Origin of the sequence: Pontibacterium sp. (genome assembly GCF_964228735.1) — a bacterium.
Lineage (GTDB): Bacteria > Pseudomonadota > Gammaproteobacteria > Pseudomonadales > Balneatricaceae > Pontibacterium.
Genome location: NZ_CAXRBQ010000167.1, coordinates 13,157 through 38,030 on the forward strand (window position 1 = coordinate 13,157; position 24,874 = coordinate 38,030).

A 24,874-nucleotide genomic window follows, 5' to 3' on the forward strand; every position below is an offset into this window, starting at 1 on the left:
TTAACACTTTGTGACCAATTTGTTACTGCACAGGCAGCGCATCATCCAAATAGAAGCGTCCCTGCAACGACTTCAATTCTTGCGCTGTTACCCCTTCCGGCAGGGTAAACCGGGCCTTAAAACGACTACCGGCACGCACCTCTCCATCCACATGGGCAACTGTACGCAGCACTTCTTCGCCCTTTTTGATCAGCAAGCCAACAACCACCTGCTTCAAACGCGGACCTTCACTGTAGCGCCACTGGGTATCCAGTGTTTTGGCATCCGGAGCGCTGCTGTTTTCCAGCGTCAGGCGTGTCTCGATCGCTTTTACAAAGTTCGCATGCGCCTGCTGACGACGTGCTTCCTGCTTGGCCTGCTCATGCTGTACATAGGCACCAAACGCAGTACCCACTAAGGCCTGCAGACCACCACCCTCGCCTGCCTGGGCAGATTCGCCCTGCTGCCAGAGCACATTGTTTTTAAGCAGACTGGCATACTGTGGGTTACGTTTGCCCGGCATGTAATACTGGTTCACCGCCTGCCCCACTTTTGCGGTTTCCGCCTGACGCTCGGCATTTACCGGGTGATCGTGTGCAAACAATGCACGGGCATTACCCTGCAGTTTGTACTGCCGCGCCCAGATACGACTCGCTGCCATCGGATCAAATCCCGCCAGGGCGCTATACAAAATGCCAATTCGGTCCGCTTCGCGCTCACTTTCGTGGGTAAACGCGGCCTGATAAACACCCTTGCGGGCGGACTTCGAACCGGCAATGGCACTCACCTGGGCATGGCTCTGCCGCTCAAAGACATGGTTTGCCACAGTGTGGGCAATCTCATGACCAATGACCGCAGCCAGCTCGTCGTCGCTTTTTAGCTGCTCCATCAGGCCTAGATGCACCACGATGTAGGTACCGCCGGTGGTGAATGCGTTAAAGCTGTCACGGTCGATCAATACCGGGTGCCAGCGCTCACTGCTCAGGTGACTGATGGTGTGGATGCGGTCAAATACACGCACCAAACGGTAGTACTGCTGCTTATTCAGCGCAGCATCAACCTTACGCCCCTCTTTCTTCTCTTGCGCCAGCATCTGCTCAACGTACTGATTGCCCTTGGCAATCTGCTCAGAACGTCCGGCAAAGCTCAGGCTGCGTTGACCGGTCACGCGATCCTCCTCACTGACCGCGTCCGCCACCTGATATAATCCTTTATCTATCTGCTGTAAGGTTTGGCAGCCACTCAGCGCCCAAAGCACTGTAAAAGCCAGCAAAAACCTTCTTGTCCAATACATCTGAATACCCCTACGTTATATATACAAATTGCATAAAAAACGGTTTTTTTATTCCTGATTCAAATCAAATCATTCCATTATAGTATTTGTACGCCACTTGCAATTCCGCTACTATGCCGCGAATGCAATATTGCTAATATTTGATCGGAAGCATACCCCTGCGGGTCCAGTATGAATATCGCCGTATACCCAGGAACCTTTGATCCTATCACTAACGGTCATTCCGACCTGGTGGAGCGCGCCGCCAAGCTTTTTGACAAGGTCGTCGTAGCCATCGCGGAAAGCCCAAAAAAGCAGCCAATGCTGCCGTTGGAGCTTCGAACTTCACTGGTCCATGACGTAGTAGGTCACTTGGACAACGTCGAGGTCGCAGGTTTTGACTGTCTGCTCGCAGATCTTGTCAAAGACCATAATGCGAACATTATACTGCGTGGCTTGCGGGCCGTATCCGATTTCGAATACGAGTTCCAGCTGGCCAACATGAACCGACAGCTGGCACCTCAGGCAGAGAGTATTTTTCTGACTCCCGCGGAGCACCTGTCGTTCATTTCATCGACCTTGATCCGTGAAATAGCCTCGTTGGGCGGCGATGTGAACAAATTCGTCCACCCTTCAGTGGCACTGGCCCTGACAGAGCATCTGGGCAATAAATAATATATTTGATTCAGTGAGGTAGCCGTCATGGCATTGATCATTACCGATGAATGCATCAACTGTGATGTATGTGAACCGGAGTGCCCGAATGAGGCGATCACTCCTGGGGATGAGATTTACGAGATTGACCCTGCGAAATGTACCGAGTGTGTAGGTCACTACGATACTCCGCAGTGTGTAGAGGTTTGCCCGGTTGACTGTATTCCTAAAGATCCGGATCACGAAGAGACCCAGGATCAGCTGATGGAAAAATACAAGCAGCTGACTGGCGCGTAAGCTTCTGATTTCTATAAAAAAGCAGGCTATATGCCTGCTTTTTTATTGTCTAAAATACTATTCTCTGCTCAACTGTAAGGTTTAAAATTTGCTATAGCTCAGCAAAACGTTTTGTTTTAGGATTCTAAGACGTTTTTCTTAGAGAAAACTCCCCGCTGTCGGTTAAATTATCCTAGACTATCAGGAGTTTTTTGGTTCATCTGTTATGGAAAGAAACATGTCAGAAGTGGCTGTCGCCCCTGCGACGTCTGAAGCGCAGAAAACAATACTGATTTCAGACAAAGAGACACTTGCCCAGCAGTTAGCTGCACTGCTGCCTGACGCCAGTGAAATGGACACTCACGCGTTCTCTGATGGTGCGCCATCAGCCGAGACGATCAAGAACAACCTTGTTCTGGTCGACTGTAGTGCGGCAGACTGGGCAGATGCCCTGAAACTCCTTGAAGAGCTGCAAGCCGCAGCCGAAGAAACAACCGTAGCGTTGCTGAACGTTGCTGAAGAACAGGATCTGCAGGATGCGCTCAAGTGGCCTGTGCTAAGTGGCGTCTTCACCGAAGATATGGGTGAAGAACTACTGGAGAAAGGCCTGAGTGAGCTGCTGGAAGGCCGTTACTGGTTCTCTCGCAGCCAGATGAACGAGATGGCCAGCTTCCGTAAAGCGCCACGCTCCGCCTCCAAGCTGACCGAAGCCCTCAGCCCCCGCGAACTGGAAGTACTGGACTTGACGTCCCAGGGTAAGAGCAACGCCGACATCGCTAAGACTCTGTTCCTGAGCCAGCACACGGTAAAAACCCACCTGTACAACCTGTACAAAAAGATCGGTGTGGTTAACCGAACCCAGGCGGTTCACTGGTACCAGGAAAACAACTAAGTTTCCCCCAGACATAAGAAAAGCCCGCAACAGGTGACTGCTGCGGGCTTTTTTGTGTCTTCAGGATTGGTACGGGCTGGATTACTGCTCCAGCCAGTAGATCACCCGGTCATTACCACGGTAGCGACCAAAGATCGCTGTGGCGAACGGATTGTCGTCATGGACGCCATCCCCATCCTGCCAATCAAACCGCAACCACGCTGGCGCCGCATAAGTATTGGTTACAGTGCCGGTATTTCCTGCACCTGGCGCGCTGTAGGTGAGATTGGCTTCACCTGCGTTGCCTTCGTCCAGTTTAGTACCAATGACCAGATTAGTGGTACCTGAACCGATTGTTACGTCTGTCACCACGCCTTGTGCCAGTGCCGATGCACCTTCCACCTGTAAAGTCATATCGCTGGTTACAATTGGCGTACACGTATCATCCTCATTGGTGACGAAATTTGTGCCATCAAAGTACTGGATAAAGACCGGCTGATTCAGGGATGCGGTTTCCGGGCCGTAGGTGTTCTGAATCTGCATACGGCCGAAGCGGATCTCTGTTCGCTCTATCAGCGCATAGTCATCCACAGAATCAGCGTCCGTATCAATGTCAAAGCTATCTAACTGAACGCCGTCATCATCAACCGGTGCTATAGCAACGGCTAAGTCAGCATAAGGCCCGTCCGGATTGCCTGTACGCTCAAATACCAACGCGAGGTCTACTGATAAAACCCCTTTGTTCCAACTCGGAGCATCACCGTTAACCTCTTGCCGATCACTATACCCTGTCCACACGCCACCTGAGGGTGCCTGTCCCAGCAATACATTAAGTTCAGATAAACTGTTCAACTTAGCGAAACTACCGAAATAGTTTTCGGTTTTATCTCCACCTGCGTTCTGCGCGGTCAGGCTAAAGATCGCCCCAAATTCTTCGTCCATATAGGTGAACACAGCGTCGGAACAGCTGCTCTCCTCACGGTTGGTCAGCTTCACACCATCATTCAAAACAAAGTATTTAGGGTAAAAGCGGCCAATAGGTACGCTGGTTGATGCAGGGATAGTAACGCCCATGTAATCCACATCTTTTGAAGTAAGAGTGAAAACGCCTACTTCATCAATAGATACCTGATCCGTTTCGCCTACGCCCTTACTTAAGCTCAGGGGTTCAGCAACAACGTCCCCGTCAGAACCACCCGGAGCAGGGGCTAAAACAGTAGCGCTTTCCTGGAGAGTGAGACTGCTCAGCTCAAAATTCGGAGTAGAACTGTAGTTACAATAATCTGTCCCACCATCGCCCCACTGACGTGCTGAGACCTGAATTGTAAATTTCTCTCCAGCAGCAGCTAATGGATTGCAGTTGGCATCGGCAGTAGAACAGGAAAAAATTGAGCCATCTTTCATTGGCTGGATACAAAAGCCTGCAGGCGCCACAACAAAAGTGTTACTGCTACCTACAACTGTTGCCTTAGTCGGTGCGCTCTCAACAGCCAATTCGGCTGCTGCATGAACCTTAATCTGGCCCGCATCACTGTAGTTCAGATTAAGCGAGGCCTGCCCACTAGAATTAAACGTCACTGGTACTGTGGTGTAACTCACAGCTTCACTGTCCACAGCAACACCATTAACGGTCAGCCCGTTTTCCTTCGTTGCACAGGAAGATGGATCTTCACAACTGTAGGCAAAGGTTACATCCACGTTGGCGGCAGGATTAGGTTGTAACGCCACGCATCGACCGGTATCAGCATCTGTCTGAATCGCACTTAAGGTTACTGCAGATCCTTCTTTACCTGACGTTTGAGCCGCGATGGTATCGAACCTAAAGGCCGCATCGGCAAAGGTGATGCTCGGGTCTTTAGCACTATCTCCTTTCAATTCCGTCGCGCTGCCGTCGGTCACATCGATATTGAGCACTTCCGGATTGGTATTCATCAGATTGAGGACAACCGAGGTTTGCGTGCCATCAAAGGTATAGCTGTTCCCGGAAAGAGGCGTTCCATTCGGTGGCAACGACCAGCCATCTACAGCATTGTCTGTTGAAAGAGTAATGGTCGTACCGCTTTCTGGCGCGACAATATTGCCGGATGAGTCATACGCCGTGATTGTCACCTCAGCCGCTTCACAGGTCAGCGCAGTCGCTGGAGCGGAAATACCGTAGTGGTCCACCGTATCTGCTTCTTCACAAACAGCATCACTGCCATCCCAGCGTTTATTATTACTCTGGTTATCGAAGATGGTACTCACCTGACCAGAGGACAACACCGTCGGGAATACGACCAGTTCATCAAACTCACCTTGGAGATAAACCGGCTCCGTACTGCCCGTATTCTCGACCCGGCCCAGGCTCGCAAAACTGTTACCAATTTCACCTGTCGCCAGGGTTCCGCTTCGCTCCAACGAGCCATCCACAAACACCTGATAGTCTCCATCGCTGGAGTCTCGGGTCAGAACAACATGGTGCCAAGCATTATCATTGATTGACGAGGTCGACATGCCACTGCTGTTTCCGACACCCAAGCCGATACGACCTGAAGCATCTAACCATCCCCAGAATATGTCATCGGTACCACCATCCTCTTCCACACCTGTTAATGCAGGTGCCCGCCACACAGTATCGGACCCATCTTGATTGGTGCGAATCCAGAAGCTTAGGCTTGCCGTACCTTTGAGTGTATCGGACAGATTATCGATGGAGATATAGTCATCAAAACCGTCTACTTCAGCTGCCCGACAGACCTGACCATTCGCAATGGTGTTCGCTTGCCCTTGTGCACTGCCACTGTAGGTCCCGCTTGTGCTGCTGTCTTTGACCTCATTCGCAGAGCCGTTCCAGCTCAACTCATCAAAACGAAGGTCGACGGATGCTTCCAGCTCTTCGGGTTCACAATTTAGCGCGGCACGGCTACTACCATCCGAGTTATTCCCGGCCTGTTCATTGGTGTAGATAGCACTGGCATCACTGGCACTCAGCGTGCGGTTGTAGATTTTCAGCTCGTCCATCAGGCCTTCAAAGGACTGTGAGGAAGAGAAGCTGCCGCCGTAGGAATCCTGTTCCTGGCCAAGCACGAATGCATTCTGGGGTACCGACAGGGTGCCACTGCGTAAGCCGGTTTCACACTCTTGCAAGGAACCATCCACATACAGGCATCCCTGATTACCATCGCGGGTGATCACCAAATGGTGCCAGCTGCCATCGGTCAGGCTACTGCCGCTGTCCAGGTAAACATCGTCATCGCGTGTCTGGAAACGTACGCGACTACTGTTGATTAGATAGATCTCAAGCTCATCATCGTTAGTGTTGGAACCCAGTGCCTGGATAATCTCCTGCTGACTTTTGCTCACCGAGGTTTTTATCCACAGGGCGATGGAGAAATCATCCAGACCGTTGGCAACACCACGTGGCAGATCCACCCAGTCACTGGTACTACCTGCACTCAGATCCAGAGCTTTACCCACCACACCGCCATCAGTGGTTGATACCCCGTTTGGCGTAGCGTTGTAGTTACCGGTTTCGTCGGCAAGCGTTGAATCAACGGTACATTCATCAAAGCGGTATTCCGCAATCGGCTCGGGGGCAGCAGCCGGACCACCGCTGCAGATATCACCAAACGCAGCAGTGGCAGCGCCATCCGCATCATAGGTGACTGTCGCGTTGGAGGACTTGAGCTTCACATCCTTACCACTCACCCCACCAACGACATCGGAACCGTGCCCCAGCTCGACATCCTTTTCACTGTAGATAAACGCCTTAACGTCATCGGTGTTCTTTAACTTAACATCGTCTTTGGCAAGGATTAGAAGCTGTTCCGGGTTGCCATTACTATTCACCCTTCCACGCCCTTCCGATTCGAACTTCTTACGCGCAAAGATCCGGACAGTGCCGGAGGAGATGCGGATCTCGGAATCCCACTTCAGTTTGAAGTCGTCGGTTACGTAATAGTCACCAGGCTCCATAGTCAGCAGGGCCTGACCTTTTAGCTCAATCTTTTTGTAGGTACCCGGTGAGATCGTGCGGCTTTGTTTGTATTCAACCTTAAAGTCACTGCCGCCACTGGATTTGAAGCCATCGAAGTCCAGCGCTTCAGACGCGCTGAAGCTAGCCGTACAGGTGGTGCTGCCGCAGCTGGTGCCACCGGAATCATCATCAATTTCCACAGCATTGATGATGTTGTCGGGGCTGTTGATAACCTGGGCACGCCATTCGAATTTCACCTCGCCCTGACTGCTGTGGCTCTGCACACCGTCAGACCAGATCGCAGCACAGCCTGTGGCCGCCGGAGGTGGTTCTGTAGGAATAACTGAGCCACCGCCACACAGGTCGCCAAAGGCAGCACTGGATACCGCAGACGGCAGGTAGGTCACCTTGGACGCAGAGCTACGCAGCTCAACGTCTTTGCCGCTGACTGCGCCAGTCACTTCGGCACGGTTGTAGAGGCGCACCGTACGTTTGGCGTAGATAAATCCGGTTACAGTAGCGTTGCTCTCAAGTTTGACTTCGCCACGGCTGTAGATAATCAGTTGGGACGCATCGCCACCGGCGTTGATGTCTGATCCGGATTCAAAGCGGCCGTTTCCCTTCAGCAGGATCCGCACCGTGCCTGTACCGCTGATTCTGATCTGGGCGTTACTGCGCAGGTGAAGGGAGCCACGCAGTTTGTAGTCACCCGGTGTCAGGGTTGCGATCGCGTTGGAGCTCAGGCGGATATCGTCGTAGTTGCCCGGCAACAGGGTGCGGGTTTCGTTGTAACCGATCTCTACGTCGTTGTTGTTGTTCGGGAAGGTGTTGTAGTCCATCGACTCTGCGGCTGAGCCGGTATAACCGCAAGAAGTGGTGTTACAACTGTTGCCACCGGAACGGTCGTCCAGACGCTTGGTGGCGAGGATATTATTGGGGCTACTGATGACTTTAGACGCCCACTCAATCTTGATCTTGCCGCCATTGTTGTTGCTGGATACGCCGTCTGGAAAAACCGCACTACAGGTCGGGGTAGCGGCATACGCGCCGGTGAAGCTGAACACCCAAAGCAAAAAGATCCAAACAGCTTGCTGAGACCTACACATCAGTTACCGATACTCCATAAATCCTATACAACGGAAAGCAATGTCAGCGCACAACCGCAAACAGTCAGCATAGACCTGTTCACGGGCTTTTGCAGCCGCAAAACATTAAACGTTCCGTTGCTTGAGTTATATCAGGATATCGGCGGTTTTGATCAGATATTGATGGTCAGTTTGTCGAGGCCAAACTCTTCATCCAGGCGGGCACCGATCACATTTCCATCCGCCAGATGGTGGGCGTATTGCATGTGCAGGCAACGGACTTTATCCCAGTGGCGGATACCACCAATGCCGTATTGGTTGAACAGATCGGTGAAGCCCAGTTCTTCGATACGTTGACGGTCTTCGTCGCGCATCAGTTTCCAGCGCAGATCCACGTAGGCCTGCTGGTTAGCCAGAAAGGCTTCGCGCAGCTCGGCGTTGGTTTCCAGCTCGGCTTCGATCTGTTTTACCCAACCGGAGGTTTCGATCTCGGCGATAGCCTGATAGAGGTCTTTGGAGCAGAGCCAGAACAGAGTAGGAAAGGGTTGATCTTCTACCAGCGACTGTATCTGCAGCACCAGTGGCACACCGGAATCGGTTGCGACCGCGACACCGGCCAAACCACGCGGTTTGCGGCCCAGTTGCTGTTCGATCAGTTCAAGTTGCTGTGCGGTTGGTTGAGACATGTGGATTCCGGCAATACTTCAAAAATAAACGTGAGCGCCATTATAACGCTAAACGTTGCCGTACTCCTCTCCGGCACCCAACCAGCGCCGGATCATCGGTTCCACGTGCTGTGGATAACCCTGCATCTGTCCAGCCACCTGTTTGACACGGGTGAGTAGATCACTGTCCCGCTGCAGATCGGCGATCTTAAACTGCATCATGCCGGTTTGGCGGGTGCCCAGCACTTCGCCCGGACCACGCAGTTCCAGGTCCTTTTCGGCGATCTTGAAGCCATCGGTGGTTTCACGCATCACCTTGAGACGTTCGCGCCCCTGCTTGGAGAGCGGTGCGTGATACATCAGCACACAAAAACTTTCCACCGAGCCACGACCTACACGGCCGCGCAACTGGTGCAACTGAGCCAGCCCCAGGCGTTCCGGGTTTTCGATGATCATCACGCTGGCGTTAGGGACATCCACACCTACCTCAATCACGGTGGTGGCGACCAGCAGATCCAACTCAGCAGCCTTAAAACGGCCCATCACCTCGGCTTTTTCCGCCGGCTTCATGCGGCCATGTACCAACCCAATACGCAGCTCCGGCAATGCCGCGGCCAGTTGTTCCGCTGTGACTTCAGCAGCCTGACACTGCAAGGCCTCGGATTCCTCAATCAGGGTGCACACCCAGTACACCTGCCGGCCTTCGTTGCAGGCTGAACGCACCCGCTCGATCACCTGATTGCGGCGTTCATCACCAATCACCACGGTAGCCACTGGCGTGCGGCCCGGTGGCAGCTCATCGATAATGGAGCAGTCCAGGTCAGCATAGGCACTCATGGTCAGCGTGCGCGGAATCGGTGTTGCGGTCATGATCAGCTGATGGGGTGACAGTTCACCGTTACGCCCCTTTTCGCGCAGGCTCAGGCGCTGGTGCACACCAAAGCGGTGCTGCTCATCCACCACAACCAAGCCCAGGTCGTTGAACACAACCTCTTCCTGGAACAGCGCATGGGTGCCGACAACAACCCTCGCCTCGCCGTTGCGGATCGCATCCAGCTGGGCTTGGCGTTGTTTACCCTTGAGCTTGCCTGCAAGCCAGGCCACCTGAATACCCAGCGGCTCCAGCCAAGCGGTGAAGTTGTTGTAGTGCTGTTCGGCGAGGATCTCGGTTGGCGCCATCACGGCCGCCTGAAAGCCACTCTCTACCGCCTGTAGGGCAGCTAAGGCTGCGACCACGGTTTTACCTGAGCCTACGTCGCCCTGCACCAAGCGCAGCATCGGATAGGGCTGTACCAGATCATTCCCCACTTCGGCACTGACCCGCTGCTGTGCACCGGTCAGCGGAAACGGCAGGCCGTTGAGAAATGGCTGGACCAGCTCACCTGTGGAACGCATCACCGGTGCACCTTGTTCACGGGTTTTGGCACGCAGTTTTAGCAGGGAGAAGTGATGGGCAAGCAGCTCCTCAAAAGCCAGACGTCGCTGGGAAGGATGTTTACCGTCCAGAAGCAGGTGCTGATCCACTTCCGCAGGCGGGTGGTGCAGATAACGGATCGCATCGTTCAACTCAGGCAAACGCCATTGCTGTCGAATGTTGTCCGGCAGTAGCTCCTGCAAACCCTGCTTGTCCAGATAGGTCAGCGCCTGACTCACCAGTGAGCGCAAACGCGGCTGATGCAGGCCTTCGGTGGTTGGATACACCGGCGTCAGTGTTTCCGCTACCGGCACCAACGCATCAGAATCCACCTTGGTGTATTCGGGGTGCACCATCTCCAGCCCGGCAGCGCCGGTGCGCGCTTCGGAAAAGCAGCGTATACGGGTGCCCGGACGCAGGCTGTTTTTTTGCGAAGCGTTAAAGTGGAAAAAGCGCAGGGTCAGGGTACCGGTGCCATCCTGAATTCGGCATAGAAGGCTGCGGCGGCGCCCCTGCACCACATCGGAGACTTTGATCTCTCCCTCCACCACACACTCATCTCCCGGCCGCAACGAGCCGATCGGCACGATACGAGTCCGGTCCTGATAACGCAGCGGCAGGTGGAACAGCAGGTCTTGCAGGGTATGAATTGCCAGGCGCTCCAGTTTCAGCGCCAGTGCTGTACCAACCCCTTTCAGGTCGGTAACAGGAATCTCGGCCAGTGGCAGGGACATCAGCTGTCGTTAACTCCCAACAAGTGACAACGGCTGATCGCCTGAACCAGAACATCGATGGCTTGTGGACGTGGGAAGCTGGCACGCCAAGCCACTGCTACAGTGCGGCGTGGGCCCGGCGCCTTGAACGGACGGGTCACCACCATCTCGGATTTGTAGTGGGTGTTTTTCACCGCAGAGGACGGCAACACACTGGCGCCCAGGCCGGATGCCACCATCATGCGGATGGTTTCCAGCGAGCTACCTTCCATTACGGTGTGCTGCTCATGCATCGACTGATTGAGGGTCGGACAGGCTTCCAATACCTGATCACGGAAACAGTGACCTTCGCCTAGCAGTAGCAACTGGGTTTCGGACAGGGCCTGGCTGTCGATCTCTTTAGTGGATGCCCACGGGTGCTCCGCTGGCAGCAGCATCTCGAAGCTTTCGTCGTAGAGTTCGCGGGTTAGGACATCCGGTTCCTGAAACGGCATAGCGATAATGATCGCGTCCAGCTCGCCGTTGCGGATCTTCAGACGCAGGTTCTCGGTGAAGTTCTCTTCGATATAGAGCGGCATCTGCGGTGCCAACGACTGCACTTCCGGCACCAGATGCGGAAACAGGTAAGGCCCAATAGTGTAGATCGCCCCCACACGCAGCGGACTTTTAAGCTGGTCTTTACCTTCGTGGGCCAGGTCTTTGATCGCTTCCGCCTGCTCCAGCACGCGCTGCGCCTGTTGCACAATCTTGTCCCCCACGGGGGTGACCTTTACTGAGTTTTTACTACGCTCAAACAAGGGAATGCCCAGCTCTTCTTCCAGCTTTTTCACCGCAATCGACAGGGTGGGCTGGCTGACAAAGCAACGTTCCGCGGCGCGGCCGAAGTGTTGCTCTCTGGCAAGGGTCACGATATAACGCAATTCAGTGAGGGTCATTCCTGAGACTTCCTTTGCAAATATGCCCGCATACACCAGATGGAGAGAGTGATGCCGAAGCAGTCAGTTCTGATCGCCGGATGTGGCGATGTTGGTTGTCAGCTAGGACTTAACTTACTAGATCAAGGTCTGGAGGTATACGGTCTTCGCCGTAATATAAACCAGCTCCCCGACGGCATCCAAGGGATCCAGGCTGATTTGGGCGACCCTGACAGTCTGAAAGGCCTGCCCGCAGTTACTATTGTAGTGTATGCCGTTGCCGCATCACGCCATGATGAGTCCGGCTATCGGGCCGCATACTGCGACGGCCTGAAGCATCTGCTCAAAGCCCTGCCAGCACCACCCAAACACCTGTTCTTCACCTCCAGCACCTCGGTCTATCACCAGAACGACAGCGGCTGGGTGGATGAAACCAGCCCGACCGAACCCACCAGTTTTTCAGGTCAGGTGATGCTCGAGGCGGAGCATATCGCCCTGCATGCCCGTGTGCCTGCCACCGTGGTGCGTTTTAGCGGTATCTATGGACCAGGTCGTAACCATCTGCTGAACCAGGTCAGAAGCGGTCGTAGCGCACCAGAAGAACCACCGCTGTTCAGCAACCGCATCCATCGTGACGACTGTGCCGATGTGCTGACCCACTTGGTGAACCGTTCACTAACCGGTCACCCCATGGCCCGTATCTATCTGGCCAGCGACGACGAACCGGCACCCATGCATGAAGTATCAGCGTGGTTAGCGGCGCAAATGGGAGTAGAAATCACAGATCGTAGTGCAACGCGGCGGGCGGGAAGTAAGCGGTGCAGTAACCGGCTGCTGCGGGCAACCGGTTACAACTTCCGTTATCCCAGCTATCGGGATGGGTATAAGGCGCTGCTAAGAAAAGAACGGTAAACACCCCAATATTTTGCCTTTCTCTACACATTTACTTTAAGTGTTTTCAATATAACTATATTGCTGGGTAGTGCGTATATCATCGTTGGTATGCGCTGTTGCCGCGATGATACCTGTTGTGAGTGAGTAGCGCTTTCTAAATAGCCTGATCTATTATCAGTAAGGAGAAGCAGAGGCTCTGACAATGAGTTTTGCAGAGATTGACAAACAATAGGTAGGTGACATTGCCGCCGCCTAGAAAGCCGTATTCCCCCCTCTTAGATCGCCCAACCGATCGCTATGATCAAAGCAAAGTAGAGAGCCGCGTAACGGGAATGGCTTTCCTCCTGCTCTGTCACATCCCGCTTGGTGAAGGTTGAGATGACAAGCGGTTGGTCTATTATTGCTATCAGCACTGTTGCAGCGAGCCAGACTTGATAGGCACCGAACATGCGAATCAATTCGATAAGCTGATCCTGGTGATCAGCACCCAGGATAGTTTGGACTTCATACACGCTGTTAGCGAGCCAACCGGTTACTCCTAGCACTGTTTGATGTTGTTTCCAGCGGATGCCTTTCTGCTCAACTGATCCAGGTTTTGGGATATTCATCTCCGATTCCCCACCTTGGCGTAAGCCCTTTAGGGGCATTATCTCTCCTCACATGTGGGTAGGGGTACGGTTATCGCTATCTCAATGATTTGAGGCTATTCTCTAGGTACATGATTGATTTGTTTCCAAAAAAGAACCAAAGGATGATGCGTATGGGCTCAAGGATGGAAAAGTGGCAGGAGTACCGAAGCTAAGTCGGATGGCGGCTTATCTGAGCAAGATCCGAGCAGGCCTTCAGATCAACTATGACGTGCTGGTTAAGCTGTTAGAGAGGGACGGATATTCCCCCTCTTGGATCCAGCAGGTCTTCACCGCTGAGTTGATGAAACGGGATTGTTATCGGGTTCAAATAAAAAACGAGGAGGCGTTTTGCCAGCTCTGGGCTAGGTACAGCGAAGTCTCCTATTCTGATCGTATAAGTGCCGCTTCAGCTGGCGATAGTCATCGCAGTCGCGTAAGCGGTTCCTTTCTCCTGTTACGCAGCATCGAATTTAGCCACCCCCAGGTGGTGCTTTGCCGTGATCAAGATTGGAAATGTCCCGTTGCCCTGAACGCACATGCTCTGATCGTTGAGAACTTAGAGAACTTCCTTGCATTCCAGCAAACACTGACTTTTGCAATCAACCACTGCGTAATGCCTGTCGAAATGGGTGATGTAGACCTTATATTTGGGCAGGGAAACAGTATCACGAACTCTCTGCACCGATCTTTTCTAGAAGAGTATCAGAGTATCAGCTGTTTATTTGACCCAGACCTGGGCGGCGTGAAGATGTTCTCTACGCTGTTCGAAATGACTGGCGATCTAAATATCCGCTTTCTCTTACCAGAGGATATTGAAGATCGCCTTACCGGATCATCTAGACCTCTATCACTCCAGGAACGTACAGATCTATCACGATATGCAGGGCGTCACCCGGATTTAGATCGTGCTATCCAAGTACTTAGAAGTGCTGGGCGCACTCTCGAGCAAGAAACCTATCTGTAAAAACTCTCGGAACTTAAGGATAACGCTTATGCACCAGGCAGGTGCCTTTCAGGATTATTTCACCATACGCCAACTGGTCTTTGTTAACAGTGCGGCCTATGCCTATACAGAAATTCGAGTGGATCAACATACGGCATTGTTCGGACGTAACAACCTCGGCAAAACATCAATGCTAAATGCCCTAAAGCTATTCTTATTGCCAGAAGAGAATTTCCGGCGCTGTGAGAAAAAATTTGGCTTTAAGGGGGCCAATGGCAGTGAGTACGATGGTCAGGAAAGTTACGGCTATTACTTTCCCGAAGACCACTCCTTCATCATCTTAGAAGCCGAAAATGTTCACGGTACTTTTTGTCTGGTTCTCCATCGCGCCAACAGAGAATTCAGCTATGGCCGTATGGCGGTGCCGTGTGAATACGAAATGATACGGAACCTATTTTGGGACTTTGCTAGTAATGAAAACGAAGGCTTGGGAGGACCCAAGGAGTCGCTGTCTCTGAAATCACTGCTTTCAGAGCTCAAGCAACTGGGTGGAGAGCAGCTGGGCGATGTTAAAACGATAAAAGATCGGCTGTTTTCTGAAAAACCTCTAGATCCCTTGCTTGGTCGATATTGCCTTTTACCTCTAAAGCAAGGAGGGACGGTAAGAGAAATAGAGGCTTGGCGACAACTGATTCATTTAGCGTTTGATATTAGTGCTCGGGATGATCAAACGTTGCCGAATGCCGTTGCCACTATCATCGAGGGCGAGAAGCAACGTGAAGCTGAACAGGTATCTATCGATTTTGATCAGATCCTAGAAGCGTATCACAGCCTCAAGGAAGAAGGTGATCGACTACAGAATCTTCAGAATCATCTGCCCTCTTGGGGAGCGTTCGAGAGCAACTATAAGCAATATGAACATGACTCTAGGCGGGCTGCTCAGCTTTATGTAAATGTAGAAGTCAATTTAAACAGGTCTTTGGATAGACTTACCCAAGCGGTGAAGGATGGTAAACAGAAATACCGGGAGAAGTACCAAGAATTTGAGGGGAATCGGAAGCTTTTTGGCCAGAAGGATGGTGAGTTTAAAGATATATCTGGTCAGCAAAAAGCCATCCACAGAGCGGCAGAATCTACTCAGAACAGGCTCAAACGCATTGCTACGATAGTCCGTGAGTACCCCGAAAGCTTTAGTAATGATCAGATTGTAGAGGCGTTAGTGGGCTATCGTCAGGAGCTTGAGGAGGACATAGGGAATTTACAGTCTGCCGAAGCCCGGCAGCGCCGTATGGAAAATCTCATCAGGGAGAGCAGACGGCTACAGTCCCAAGAGGAAGGATTGGTTTCTCTACTCGAAGGAAGAACCCCAGCATTGCTTGAACACGTTTCCAGCGACAGTGCGGCAGTGCTATACAGCATTAATCAAAGCTTCTCGCAGTTAAGGGTACAGCCATCAGGCGATCAGTTGGAAATTATTCAACAGTTTTCTGCCCTTTTCGGAGAAGACGGCGGCAAGCTCTGCTTCCTTAACGAAGCATTCCCTGACCTACCCTTTGTTCCTTTTGATGCACAGAAAAATCGTATGGACCTTAAGGCTAGGCTGGATGACGTTCGCAAACAGCAACAAAAGGTTCAGAAGGAGTTGAGAAACCTCAATGCACTGGGAAAACAGTCCTCAGCTGACTTGGAACAACATCTTACGCAGAAAAGGAAAGAGGTTGAAAGCGTCAAGGCGGACGTGGAGTTGGTCAAAGCCTATACGACCCATCAGTCCCAAGCCGCCGAGTATCAAGATCAACTCCAAGACTTTGAGCAACAATCCAATGCTCTTAGCCAAGAATTAAAGGAGTTGAAAGGGAAGCATGATGTACTTAGTCGTGAGTTAACTGCCGAAGAGGAAGCTTTCAAAGCCGATGAGAAACAGCAAGCAGAAGTTAATAGTCGTTTGTCGCATTTGGCCAGTATTAAGGACACGCATGCTCGAATTATCGACCTCTGGAAAGACCTGCTTGAGCCAGAAAAGATGGAGGTGGAAGAAAGAACAATAGATTCTCTGCGTGAACAAACTCGATCTCTTCAGAGACTCGGCGAAGAGGTCGTCGATGGTGTTTCAAAACTCCTTCAGGCAAACCTGTTGGAAGAGGATGTAAGTGAAGGGTATCGGCAGTTAGGCCTTGCAGATGTTAAACATTACCGAGATCGATTTAGGAGGGAGTTCGATACGCTAGATGGACGTTGGTTGAATTACCGAGATCGTGTCGCCTCTCATAACAAAGAGACCTCCATAAAAATGGATGAGCTGAAAGGTGCCGCGAAACAGATCCAGACGTTCAGCCATGAAATCAATCAGCAGTTTAAAGACTATCAGGTCTCAAACCTAGCTGAGGTTCAGGTTTGCCTAACGTTACATCCGCGATTCGAACAACTGCTAAAAGAGCTTGAAACAATTAATTTTTACACAGAGGAACTGCATGATGCGAGGCTCTATAGCCGTTTGAATGACTTCTGCGAGGAGTTCTTTAAGAAAGCAGCGAAAGGCGGGCCGACTTTGAGCATGGACCAAATTATCCAGAAAGTTTATTACCGCTATCGCTTGGAGGGACTGGAAATCTATGACGATAAGGAGCAGTCCAACGGCACCACCAGTATGGTTAACAGTCTACTTCTGTCCGTCTTGATTAAGCGTTTGCTGCGTAGCGATGCTCAGATCTGTATACCGCTTATTATGGATGAGATGGGTTCTTTGGATAGGGAAAACCTCAAGACAGCGATTCGTATCGCAGAAGAACATGGATTTGTGCTGTTCGGTGCCAGTCCTGATATCTCATCAGAAATAGTCCAAGCGGTGAAAAACTACGTGAATCTTGGGTCGTTTCGGGCTACTACAGCAAGTTATAACAACCGGCGTCGTGTCGTTTATCACAGTTATTGTGAGCGACTTTTTAAGGAGTCGCAGCAACCTATGCCTGAGGTTGTTTCATGATCGTCTCCACAGATAAAACCCTCATTGCGATGATCGAAAAAAAGGATGTTTTTTTGGACCTTATCGATTATCTGGATGAACAACAGGAAGGGGGGGAGGTTCCGCTTAGTTTTTATTACGAGCGTGTTCGCAGGGCAATTCAATCTGTCGAACAGGAGCGAGACCAGAAAAGACTCAGACAGACCTTAGATATCGATAATTTGGCCCATTCTGGGCTACTTATGGAAGTGGATCGCCATCGATCGGTGATGGTATTTCAACCCTTTGTAATAGAGATGTTTCGCCATTTTGATCGTAGCCGGCTGCGAGAACTATCCAGTGAACAGCTTGAAGTTCTTCGCTCTGACCTAAACAACAGCCTGAAGCGACTGCAAGAGTGTCATATCCTTCAGGGAGACGAAGAGTTTGAACAGGTATTAGTGGTTCTTTTCGAGAGACTGAGAAATGCTCATGCCCGAATCAAACAAAATGTTCTCAGCCTTCAAGGGCAGGCCGACCATCTTTCCAAAGTTGTCGAGGAACAGGATATTGCAGATCTTGAACAAACTCTGAAGGCAAAAAAAGCGTTAGAAGAGATCAACCAAATCTATCAGAAGCATGTATTGCCCACGCTTCAGTTTCTGAATGAGCGAGAACAAATCAAGACTGGATTCCCAGCACTCACAGCTGTTGAAGAAATTGCGACAACACTGCAAAAAGCTGGAATGCCTTCAGTTAGCCAACGAGTCCTTTACGCAAAAAATAGCATTCGAGCTTATGCCAAAGACATCGAGGCGATAAGGAAGACCCTGGAACGATATGTCCGCCAAAGTGCTAGGCAACGGCACCAATATGATTGTATTGAAAGCATTTTCAATAAGTTGAGAGACGAAGTATTGACTCTCCACGATGGGAAGCTCAACAGTAAGTATCTTGATAGCCGTTTAGATGTATTTAACTATGGGAAGATCTTTGCAGGCCTAAAAAAAATGCGCTTTGATGCGCGTCTTGAATGGGGTGATATCAACCACGCTCAGTGCTTTGACGAACACCTTCGAGTGGCCCTTCCGAAACTTCGCAAGAATCAGGAATCGGAGTTGGCAAGGTTAGATCGCCAGAATGATGACCGCTATCAACAGGAGCAATTGTTGATGCGGCGTAAACAGCATATCCAAGTTCTAATGGAGTCTTGTGAGATAACTCAAGACGAAACTGATGTTCACCAGCACATTCATGGCTACCTTACCGAGAGGCTGGATGACTACGCACTACCAGACCTGCTAGAGGGGTTAGGTTGGCTTCGCAGCCGCCTTGATACCCCATTGAAGCCACGGTTCTCATTAAATCGGATACGTTATCAGGGGCACTGTCTGGAGTATTTCCCCCTAGCCTTAAAGGGTATGACTCATGATTAATATGTCACTTAGCCAACAAATATACCGCGAGCTAGTAAACGGGCGAGTGATCAATGAGAGGTCCTATCGAAGCGATGGATCCTTGCAGCCCGATGAGCTTTACGAAGAACTGTTTAAAAACTACGACAGTTATTATCGGGAACACTATGAAAGCATCGGTTATCAGCTTGTCCTTCGAGAAGGTTTTGTTTTTATTCGCTCACTGGAGCGAGATGAGGCATACAGTGATGTCGCGATGAAGATTCAATCTTTGCTGATGGTTTTGGCGCGTGGTGTCCAAGAGTGCGGTTATGAGTTTGCATTGCTTACGACCCATGAGGCTGGCGTGAATGACAAACTACTTGAACAAATTGATACGGAAGAAAAGCAAGATATCTTGCGAGCATGTGGGCTCAAGGGAGGATTAATTGATGAGTCTCGAAAAGTACTTGAAGCCAGGAACATCGCTTATCGCAACGCTAAGGGCAGTCTGGTGCTGACTGCTGCCGGTATCGGCTTCTTTGATGAGGTGTTTGGGGCAAAGTAGGTGATCTTAAACGTAGTAGTCCACCGCCTAAACCAACTAAGTCATAGGTTCCAAGGGTAAAATTTTGCTTCTCGGAACCCTAGACTCAGTGTTGATTTAGTCGTCGATGTGCTCATCACGCAGCTGCGGGTCGATGTTGGCCGGCAGCGGTGTGTGCTTGTAGTACTGGTAGCGGTTAAAGCGGTATTCGATGAGACGGAAGATGCCGATCATCGCAGCACCGATCACCAGGTAAACCAGACCTGCCGCCATAAACATCTCCAGCGGGGTATAGGTACGGGCGATAATGGTACGTGCCATACCGGTCAGATCCAGCAGCGTGATGGTGGACGCCAGTGCACTACCCTTCAGCATCAGTACCATCTCGTTACCGTACGCCGGCAGTGCGATACCAAAGGCACGTGGCAGTACAACACGACGGATCATCAGTGGCGGGCTCATACCCATCGCTTTTGCGGCTTCAATTTCACCTTTCGGGATCGCCTGGATCGCACCACGAAACAGCTCGGCGCTGTACGCAGCGGTGTTCAGGGTGAAAGCGATAATCGCACACCAGTATGGCTCTTTCAGCACAACCCAAAGTGCCGACTCTTTCACCGCATCAAACTGGGATGCTCCGTAGTAGATCAGGAAGATCTGCACCAACAGCGGTGTACCACGGAAAAAGAAGATGTAAGCAAACGGCAGTGCACGGACCCAGAAGTTATCGGATGAACGCGCCAGCGCGATCGGCACGGCCAGTGCCAACCCCATCAGCCCGGAGACCAGTACCAACTCAAGCGTCAGCCAGGCACCGTCCAGCAGACGGGGTAAATATTCGATAATTATGCCCCATTCCCAACTCATGCACGTGCTCCTTTGCCTGCCGGATCAGCACGACGTTCCAGAAATTGAGTGGTCAACGTGGCCAGAACGGTCAGACCCAGGTAGATCAGGGCCGCCGCCATGTAGAAGGTAAACGGCTCTTTGGTGGAGCCAGAAGCAACATAAGCCTGTCGCATCAGGTCGTTCAGGCCCACGACAGATACCAGTGCGGTATCTTTCAGCAGGACCTGGAACAAGTTACCCAGCCCTGGAATCGCCAGACGCCAGAGCTGCGGTAGGATAATCCGGAAGAAGGTCTGCACCGGACTCATGCCAAAGGCATAGGCCGATTCCCACTGCCCTTTCGGGATGGCCAGCATCGCCATACGAAACACCTCGGTGGCATAAGCACCAAAGGCGATCGACAGCGCACCCACACCCGCGATGAAGGGGCTGATCTCGATGTATTCGTCGTAGCCGAAGAAACCCATAAACCACATCAGCAGCTGGGAGCCACCGAAGTAGAGCGTCAGTACCAGCAACAGCTCCGGAATACCACGCACCAGCGTGGTGTAGAGCGTGGCCATATAACGCAGGACACGAAATGGGGAGAGTTTAGCGGCAGCGCCCATCAAACCGAACATCAGGCCGAATACGAGACTGGCCAAAGCCAGCTGTATCGTCACCCATGTACCGGAGACCAGGAGGTGCCCAAATCCTTGCAGATCCATGTAATTAACCGGATTGTGGCAGGGACAGCCGTGCAGCCGTCCCCGCAGTCAGATCAGTAGATGGAGAATGGGAAGTACTTCGCGTTGATCTTCGCGTAAGTACCGTTTTCAACGATCGCTTTCAGTGCATCGTTGATGCGAGCTTTCCACTTGTCGCCTTTACGCAGCGCGATACCGATCTTGTCGTTGATGTCGATGTCTTCGCCTTTAAACTCAAAGCCGTTACCCGCATCGGTCTGCAGCCAGTCATACGCTGGGAACTTATCAGACAGCAATACGTCCAGACGGCCTGCGTTCAGGTCAAGGTACGCATTGTCCTGAGTGTCGTACAGTTTAACGTTAGCAATGTCACCCAGGTTGTCTTCCAGGTACTGACCGGCGATGGTTGCACGCTGTGCACCGATGGTCAGGCCTTTCAGGCCGTCTTTGCTGGTGTCAACGGAGCTGCCTTTAGCCGCAACGAATGCCAGCACGTTGGAGTAGTATGGGTCGGTGAAATCAACAACACGCAGACGTTCTTCAGTGATAGACATAGAAGCGACGATCGCATCATATTTGCGCGCACGCAGACCCGGGATAATACCGTCCCAGTCCTGAGCAACGATTTCGCAATCCGCTTTCATCTCTGCACACAGTGCACGTGCGATATCAACGTCGAAACCTTCCAGTTCGCCCTGAGCGTTGACCATGTTGAATGGCGCGTACGCACCCTCAGTTGCAATGCGCAGCTTGTCGCCTGCAATTGCCTGGGATCCCATCATCAGGGAGCCTGCCATAAGCGCTACAGCGCCGATCAGCTTCTGAAGTTTCATCTCTACTATCTCTCTTTTGAGTTTATTGTTGTTTGTTTTGTTACTGGTGACTGGACATAAAGTCCTGCACGCGCTGGGACTTAGGCGCTTCGAAGACCTGTTCGGCCGTTCCGCACTCTTCCACCTGTCCCTGATGCAGGAAAATTACTTGTGAAGACACATCACGGGCAAATCGCATCTCGTGCGTTACGATCAGCATCGTGCGGCCTTCATCAGCCAGGTCACGCATAACACTCAACACTTCGTTCACCAGTTCCGGGTCGAGTGCTGAAGTCGGTTCATCAAACAGCAGCAGCTGTGGATCCATCGCCAGTGTACGGGCGATCGCGATACGCTGTTGCTGACCACCGGACAGGTTGCCCGGGTAGACATCCTGCTTCTCGTACAGACCGACCTTGCGCAGCAGTTCCTGTGCACGGGTAACAGCCTGATCTTTCGGCTGTTTCAGTACGTGAATCGGAGATTCGATGATGTTCTGTAGGATTGTTTTGTGCGGCCACAGATTGAACTGCTGGAACACAAACCCGATGCGGGAACGCATCTTTTCGAGTTGTTTGCGGTCAGCAGCCACCAGCGCGCCGTCTTTGGCAGGTTTTAGGGCCAGCTCTTCTCCGCCAACGCGGATCTGTCCCTGATTTGGACGCTCAAGTAAGTTGATACAGCGCAGCAGCGTACTCTTACCGGAGCCACTGGAGCCCAGGATGGAGACTACGTCGCCTTCGTTGGCGGTCAGGGAGACCCCTTTCAGGACCTCAATTGCACCGTACGATTTGTGGATATCAACAAGCTCAAGTGCCGGTTGCTGGTTGATCATAATCTGATTCCTAAGCCATGTCTGACGCGCTTTTTAACACGTACTTGGCGGTCTACTGCCGGGGGTCACCCATGCAGGATTAGAAACACTTATTTCCCATAAGAAATAAAAGAGGTCAATTCTGACGGATATTTACTAAAAGCGCAATTGGCGACCATAGAGTCATATGCCTGCAACAATAGTGCGATATGCGTCACGTTTAGAACAGTTATACGCCAGATAGAGGGTAGCTGGAAAATACAAAAAATAGTAAATCGCAGGGAAAGGAAATGTGCTTGTGTTAGAAGGAGCGATGGGGAAAAGACAACAGCCTCCATCGAGGCTGTTGTCTGAGAGGGTAGGTCTCAGCGTGCGAAATCGTCCAGCAACGCCTGCTGTGCAGAGAACGGCTCTTCACCTTCCGCCGGATGCGCCTGTGTATAACTACCGTCGGCGTGCAGGTCCCATGCCTGGGTGTTGTCCATCATGTAGTAATCCATCTCTTTCTTCAGACGGTCAGCGTTTTTACCAAACAGCTGGAAGCCGGTTTCCACACGGTTGAGCATGTTACGTTCCATCCAGTCGGCACTCGCAGCAAACACTTCCGGTTTGCCGTTGTTGGCGAAGTAACACACGCGGGTATGCTCCAGGAAGCGGCCGATAATCGAACGGACACGGATGTTCTCGGACAGATCCGGGATACCCGGACGCAAACGACACATGCCACGAATAACCAAGTCGATTTTTACACCTGCGCGCGACGCGTCGTACAGCGCACGGATCAGCTTCGGCTCGGTCAGACCATTCACCTTCACCATGATATGCGCGTCTTTTCCGGACTTGGCATGACGTGCCTCTCGCTGGATCATCTCCAGCATTTTTGCATGCAAGGTGAACGGTGCGTTGTACAACTTCTTCAGTTTCTGGATCTTGCCCATACCGGTCAGCTGCTGGAACACTTTGTGTACGTCTTCACCCACTTCCTGATCGGCGGTAAGGAAGCTGTAGTCGGTGTACAGGCGCGCGGTACCGGAGTGGTAGTTGCCGGTACCCAGATGCGAGTAACGTACCAGTTTGTTGCCTTCCTGGCGCACGATCAGCATCGCCTTGGCGTGGCACTTGTAACCCACCACACCGTAGACAACCAAGCAGCCGGCCTCCTGCAGGCGGCTGGCCAGGTGCAGGTTACTCTCCTCATCGAAGCGGGCACGCAGCTCGATAACCACAGTCACCTCTTTACCGCTACGGGCCGCTTCCACCAGCGCGTTAACGATGTCGGACTTCACACCGGTACGGTACAACGTCTGCTTGATCGCCACGACATTGGGATCCTTGGCAGACTGACGCAGCAGATCGACTACCGGAATAAACGACTGGAATGGGTGCAGCAACAACTGGTCGCTCTGCTTCAGTGCAGTGAAGATATCCTTCTGATCCTTCAGCTTGCCCGGAATCCCCGGAGAGAACGGTTTGTAGCGCAGGTCGTTGCGCTCCACCAGATCACGCACCGCCATCATACGGGTCAGGTTCACCGGGCCGTTGACACGGTAGGTCTGACTCTCGTTCAAAGTGAATTCCTGCTGCAGGAAGGAGATCAACTCTTCCGGCGTACGGCTGTCCACCTCAAGGCGCACCGCATCACCGTATTTACGGGAGTGCAGCTCACCACGCAGGGTGTTGGCCAGATCTTCGATCTCTTCGAAGTCGAAGGTCAGGTCGGCATTACGGGTGATACGGAACTGGAAGCAGCCTTTCACCTTCATACCCGGGAACAGTTCATCGGCAAATTCGTGGATCAGGGAGGAGAGGAAGATCAGGTGATCGCCCTCACCTTCGCAGATCTCATCCGGCAGACGTACCAGACGCGGCAGCGAACGCGGTGCCGGGATAATCGCCATACCGGTCTGGCGGCCAAAGGCGTCTTTGCCATCCAGTTCAACGATAAAGTTAAGGCTCTTGTTAACCAGACGTGGGAACGGGTGCGACGGGTCTAGACCCACCGGGCTGAGTACCGGTACCACATTGTTCTCGAAGTACTGGCGGATCCACTCGCGCTGCTCGTCGGTCCACAGACGACGACGCAGGAAATGAATGCCTTCGGCTTCCATCTCCGGGAACAGAATCTCGTTGAGGATCTGGTACTGACGTTCGATCTGCGCATGGCAGATTTCGGAGATGCGGCTGATGATTTTTTCCGGGTGCATCGCATCCGGCCCCACCGCTTCACGGCCGTATTTCAGCTGGTGCAGCTGCTCGGCGACACGGATCTCAAAGAATTCGTCCAGGTTGCTGGAGAAGATAAGCAGGAACATCAGCCGTTCGAGCAGCGGGTGATTTTCATCCAGCGCCTGTTCCAGCACACGGATGTTGAACTGCAGGTGACTCAGCTCGCGGTTGATGTATAGCTCGGGGGCCTTGAGGTCAACCGGGGTTTCCTCCACCGGTTCGGTGGTAGGTACGCTCTCACGGCTCTCCAGCAGGGCTACTGCCGCTTCACTGCTCTGTACTGCGGTATCTTCAACCATTACTCAAACTCCTTTCTGATCAGCAGCCCTATTGGATTTTG

At 52.1% G+C, this 24,874-nt stretch carries 19 protein-coding genes; 8 read left to right on the top strand and 11 right to left on the bottom strand.

Annotated elements, in window-relative coordinates; all coding sequences use genetic code 11:
- Positions 1-22: 22 nt before the first annotated feature.
- Positions 23-1,177: a M48 family metallopeptidase gene (locus tag ACEQ15_RS18045; protein ID WP_370280652.1), complete on the bottom strand. Its 1,155-nt coding sequence runs from the start codon at positions 1,175-1,177 to the stop codon at positions 23-25.
- A gap of 267 nt (positions 1,178-1,444) precedes the next feature.
- Here ACEQ15_RS18045 and coaD point away from each other — a divergent pair, with 267 nt between their 5' ends.
- The 3 genes from coaD to ACEQ15_RS18060 all read left to right on the top strand — a co-directional run bounded on the left by coaD (position 1,445) and on the right by ACEQ15_RS18060 (position 3,074).
- The gene (gene coaD / locus ACEQ15_RS18050) at positions 1,445-1,927 is read left to right on the top strand and encodes a pantetheine-phosphate adenylyltransferase (protein ID WP_370280653.1); all 483 of its coding nucleotides are present in this window, start codon (positions 1,445-1,447) and stop codon (positions 1,925-1,927) included.
- A gap of 27 nt (positions 1,928-1,954) precedes the next feature.
- Positions 1,955-2,203 (top strand): YfhL family 4Fe-4S dicluster ferredoxin, encoded by a 249-nt coding sequence (locus tag ACEQ15_RS18055; RefSeq protein ID WP_282352162.1) that lies wholly within the window; start codon positions 1,955-1,957, stop codon positions 2,201-2,203.
- A gap of 217 nt (positions 2,204-2,420) precedes the next feature.
- Positions 2,421-3,074 (top strand): LuxR C-terminal-related transcriptional regulator, encoded by a 654-nt coding sequence (locus tag ACEQ15_RS18060; RefSeq protein ID WP_370280654.1) that lies wholly within the window; start codon positions 2,421-2,423, stop codon positions 3,072-3,074.
- Between the two features lie 81 nt (positions 3,075-3,155).
- On the opposite strand, the gene ACEQ15_RS18065 is transcribed toward ACEQ15_RS18060, so the two are convergent.
- From ACEQ15_RS18065 to ACEQ15_RS18080, 4 genes are all read right to left on the bottom strand, one after another.
- The gene (locus tag ACEQ15_RS18065; protein WP_370280655.1) at positions 3,156-8,114 is read right to left on the bottom strand and encodes a DUF6701 domain-containing protein; all 4,959 of its coding nucleotides are present in this window, start codon (positions 8,112-8,114) and stop codon (positions 3,156-3,158) included.
- 152 nt (positions 8,115-8,266) lie between these two features.
- Positions 8,267-8,779 (bottom strand): DUF501 domain-containing protein, encoded by a 513-nt coding sequence (locus tag ACEQ15_RS18070; RefSeq protein WP_370280656.1) that lies wholly within the window; start codon positions 8,777-8,779, stop codon positions 8,267-8,269.
- Between the two features lie 48 nt (positions 8,780-8,827).
- Positions 8,828-10,906: an ATP-dependent DNA helicase RecG gene (gene recG, locus ACEQ15_RS18075; RefSeq protein WP_370280657.1), complete on the bottom strand. Its 2,079-nt coding sequence runs from the start codon at positions 10,904-10,906 to the stop codon at positions 8,828-8,830.
- Positions 10,906-11,820, bottom strand: coding sequence for a hydrogen peroxide-inducible genes activator (locus tag ACEQ15_RS18080; protein WP_370280658.1), 915 nt, complete (start codon positions 11,818-11,820; stop codon positions 10,906-10,908). The genes recG and ACEQ15_RS18080 overlap by 1 nt, the downstream gene beginning before the upstream one ends.
- Positions 11,821-11,871: 51 nt before the next feature.
- Here ACEQ15_RS18080 and ACEQ15_RS18085 point away from each other — a divergent pair, with 51 nt between their 5' ends.
- Positions 11,872-12,711 carry an SDR family oxidoreductase gene (locus ACEQ15_RS18085; protein WP_370280659.1) on the top strand — a complete coding sequence of 280 codons (840 nt, stop codon included), beginning with the start codon at positions 11,872-11,874 and terminating at the stop codon, positions 12,709-12,711.
- 257 nt (positions 12,712-12,968) lie between these two features.
- Here the strand turns inward: ACEQ15_RS18085 and ACEQ15_RS18090 are convergent, their stop codons facing one another.
- Positions 12,969-13,301 carry a hypothetical protein gene (locus ACEQ15_RS18090; RefSeq protein WP_370280660.1) on the bottom strand — a complete coding sequence of 111 codons (333 nt, stop codon included), beginning with the start codon at positions 13,299-13,301 and terminating at the stop codon, positions 12,969-12,971.
- A 199-nt stretch (positions 13,302-13,500) separates the two neighbouring features.
- Between ACEQ15_RS18090 and ACEQ15_RS18095 the strand changes: the two genes are divergently transcribed.
- The 4 genes from ACEQ15_RS18095 to ACEQ15_RS18110 are packed head-to-tail and all read left to right on the top strand — an operon-like array spanning position 13,501 to position 19,168.
- Positions 13,501-14,286 carry a hypothetical protein gene (locus ACEQ15_RS18095; RefSeq protein ID WP_370280661.1) on the top strand — a complete coding sequence of 262 codons (786 nt, stop codon included), beginning with the start codon at positions 13,501-13,503 and terminating at the stop codon, positions 14,284-14,286.
- Positions 14,287-14,314: 28 nt separating this feature from the next.
- The gene (locus tag ACEQ15_RS18100) at positions 14,315-17,248 is read left to right on the top strand and encodes a hypothetical protein (RefSeq protein ID WP_370280662.1); all 2,934 of its coding nucleotides are present in this window, start codon (positions 14,315-14,317) and stop codon (positions 17,246-17,248) included.
- Positions 17,245-18,642, top strand: coding sequence for a hypothetical protein (locus tag ACEQ15_RS18105; RefSeq protein ID WP_370280663.1), 1,398 nt, complete (start codon positions 17,245-17,247; stop codon positions 18,640-18,642). Before ACEQ15_RS18100 ends, ACEQ15_RS18105 begins: the two co-directional genes overlap by 4 nt.
- Positions 18,635-19,168: a hypothetical protein gene (locus ACEQ15_RS18110; protein WP_370280664.1), complete on the top strand. Its 534-nt coding sequence runs from the start codon at positions 18,635-18,637 to the stop codon at positions 19,166-19,168. Before ACEQ15_RS18105 ends, ACEQ15_RS18110 begins: the two co-directional genes overlap by 8 nt.
- Before the next feature lie 96 nt (positions 19,169-19,264).
- Here the strand turns inward: ACEQ15_RS18110 and ACEQ15_RS18115 are convergent, their stop codons facing one another.
- The 5 genes from ACEQ15_RS18115 to ppk1 form a co-directional block, all read right to left on the bottom strand.
- Positions 19,265-20,014 carry an ABC transporter permease gene (locus ACEQ15_RS18115; protein ID WP_370280665.1) on the bottom strand — a complete coding sequence of 250 codons (750 nt, stop codon included), beginning with the start codon at positions 20,012-20,014 and terminating at the stop codon, positions 19,265-19,267.
- Positions 20,011-20,703, bottom strand: coding sequence for an ABC transporter permease (locus ACEQ15_RS18120; protein WP_370280666.1), 693 nt, complete (start codon positions 20,701-20,703; stop codon positions 20,011-20,013). Before ACEQ15_RS18120 ends, ACEQ15_RS18115 begins: the two co-directional genes overlap by 4 nt.
- 53 nt (positions 20,704-20,756) lie before the next feature.
- A complete protein-coding gene (locus ACEQ15_RS18125; protein WP_370280667.1) occupies positions 20,757-21,515 on the bottom strand; it encodes an ABC transporter substrate-binding protein in 759 nt (252 codons plus the stop codon).
- A gap of 40 nt (positions 21,516-21,555) precedes the next feature.
- Positions 21,556-22,329, bottom strand: coding sequence for an ABC transporter ATP-binding protein (locus ACEQ15_RS18130; protein WP_370280668.1), 774 nt, complete (start codon positions 22,327-22,329; stop codon positions 21,556-21,558).
- A 344-nt stretch (positions 22,330-22,673) separates the two neighbouring features.
- Positions 22,674-24,833, bottom strand: coding sequence for a polyphosphate kinase 1 (gene ppk1, locus ACEQ15_RS18135; RefSeq protein ID WP_370280669.1), 2,160 nt, complete (start codon positions 24,831-24,833; stop codon positions 22,674-22,676).
- Positions 24,834-24,874: the final 41 nt, after the last annotated feature.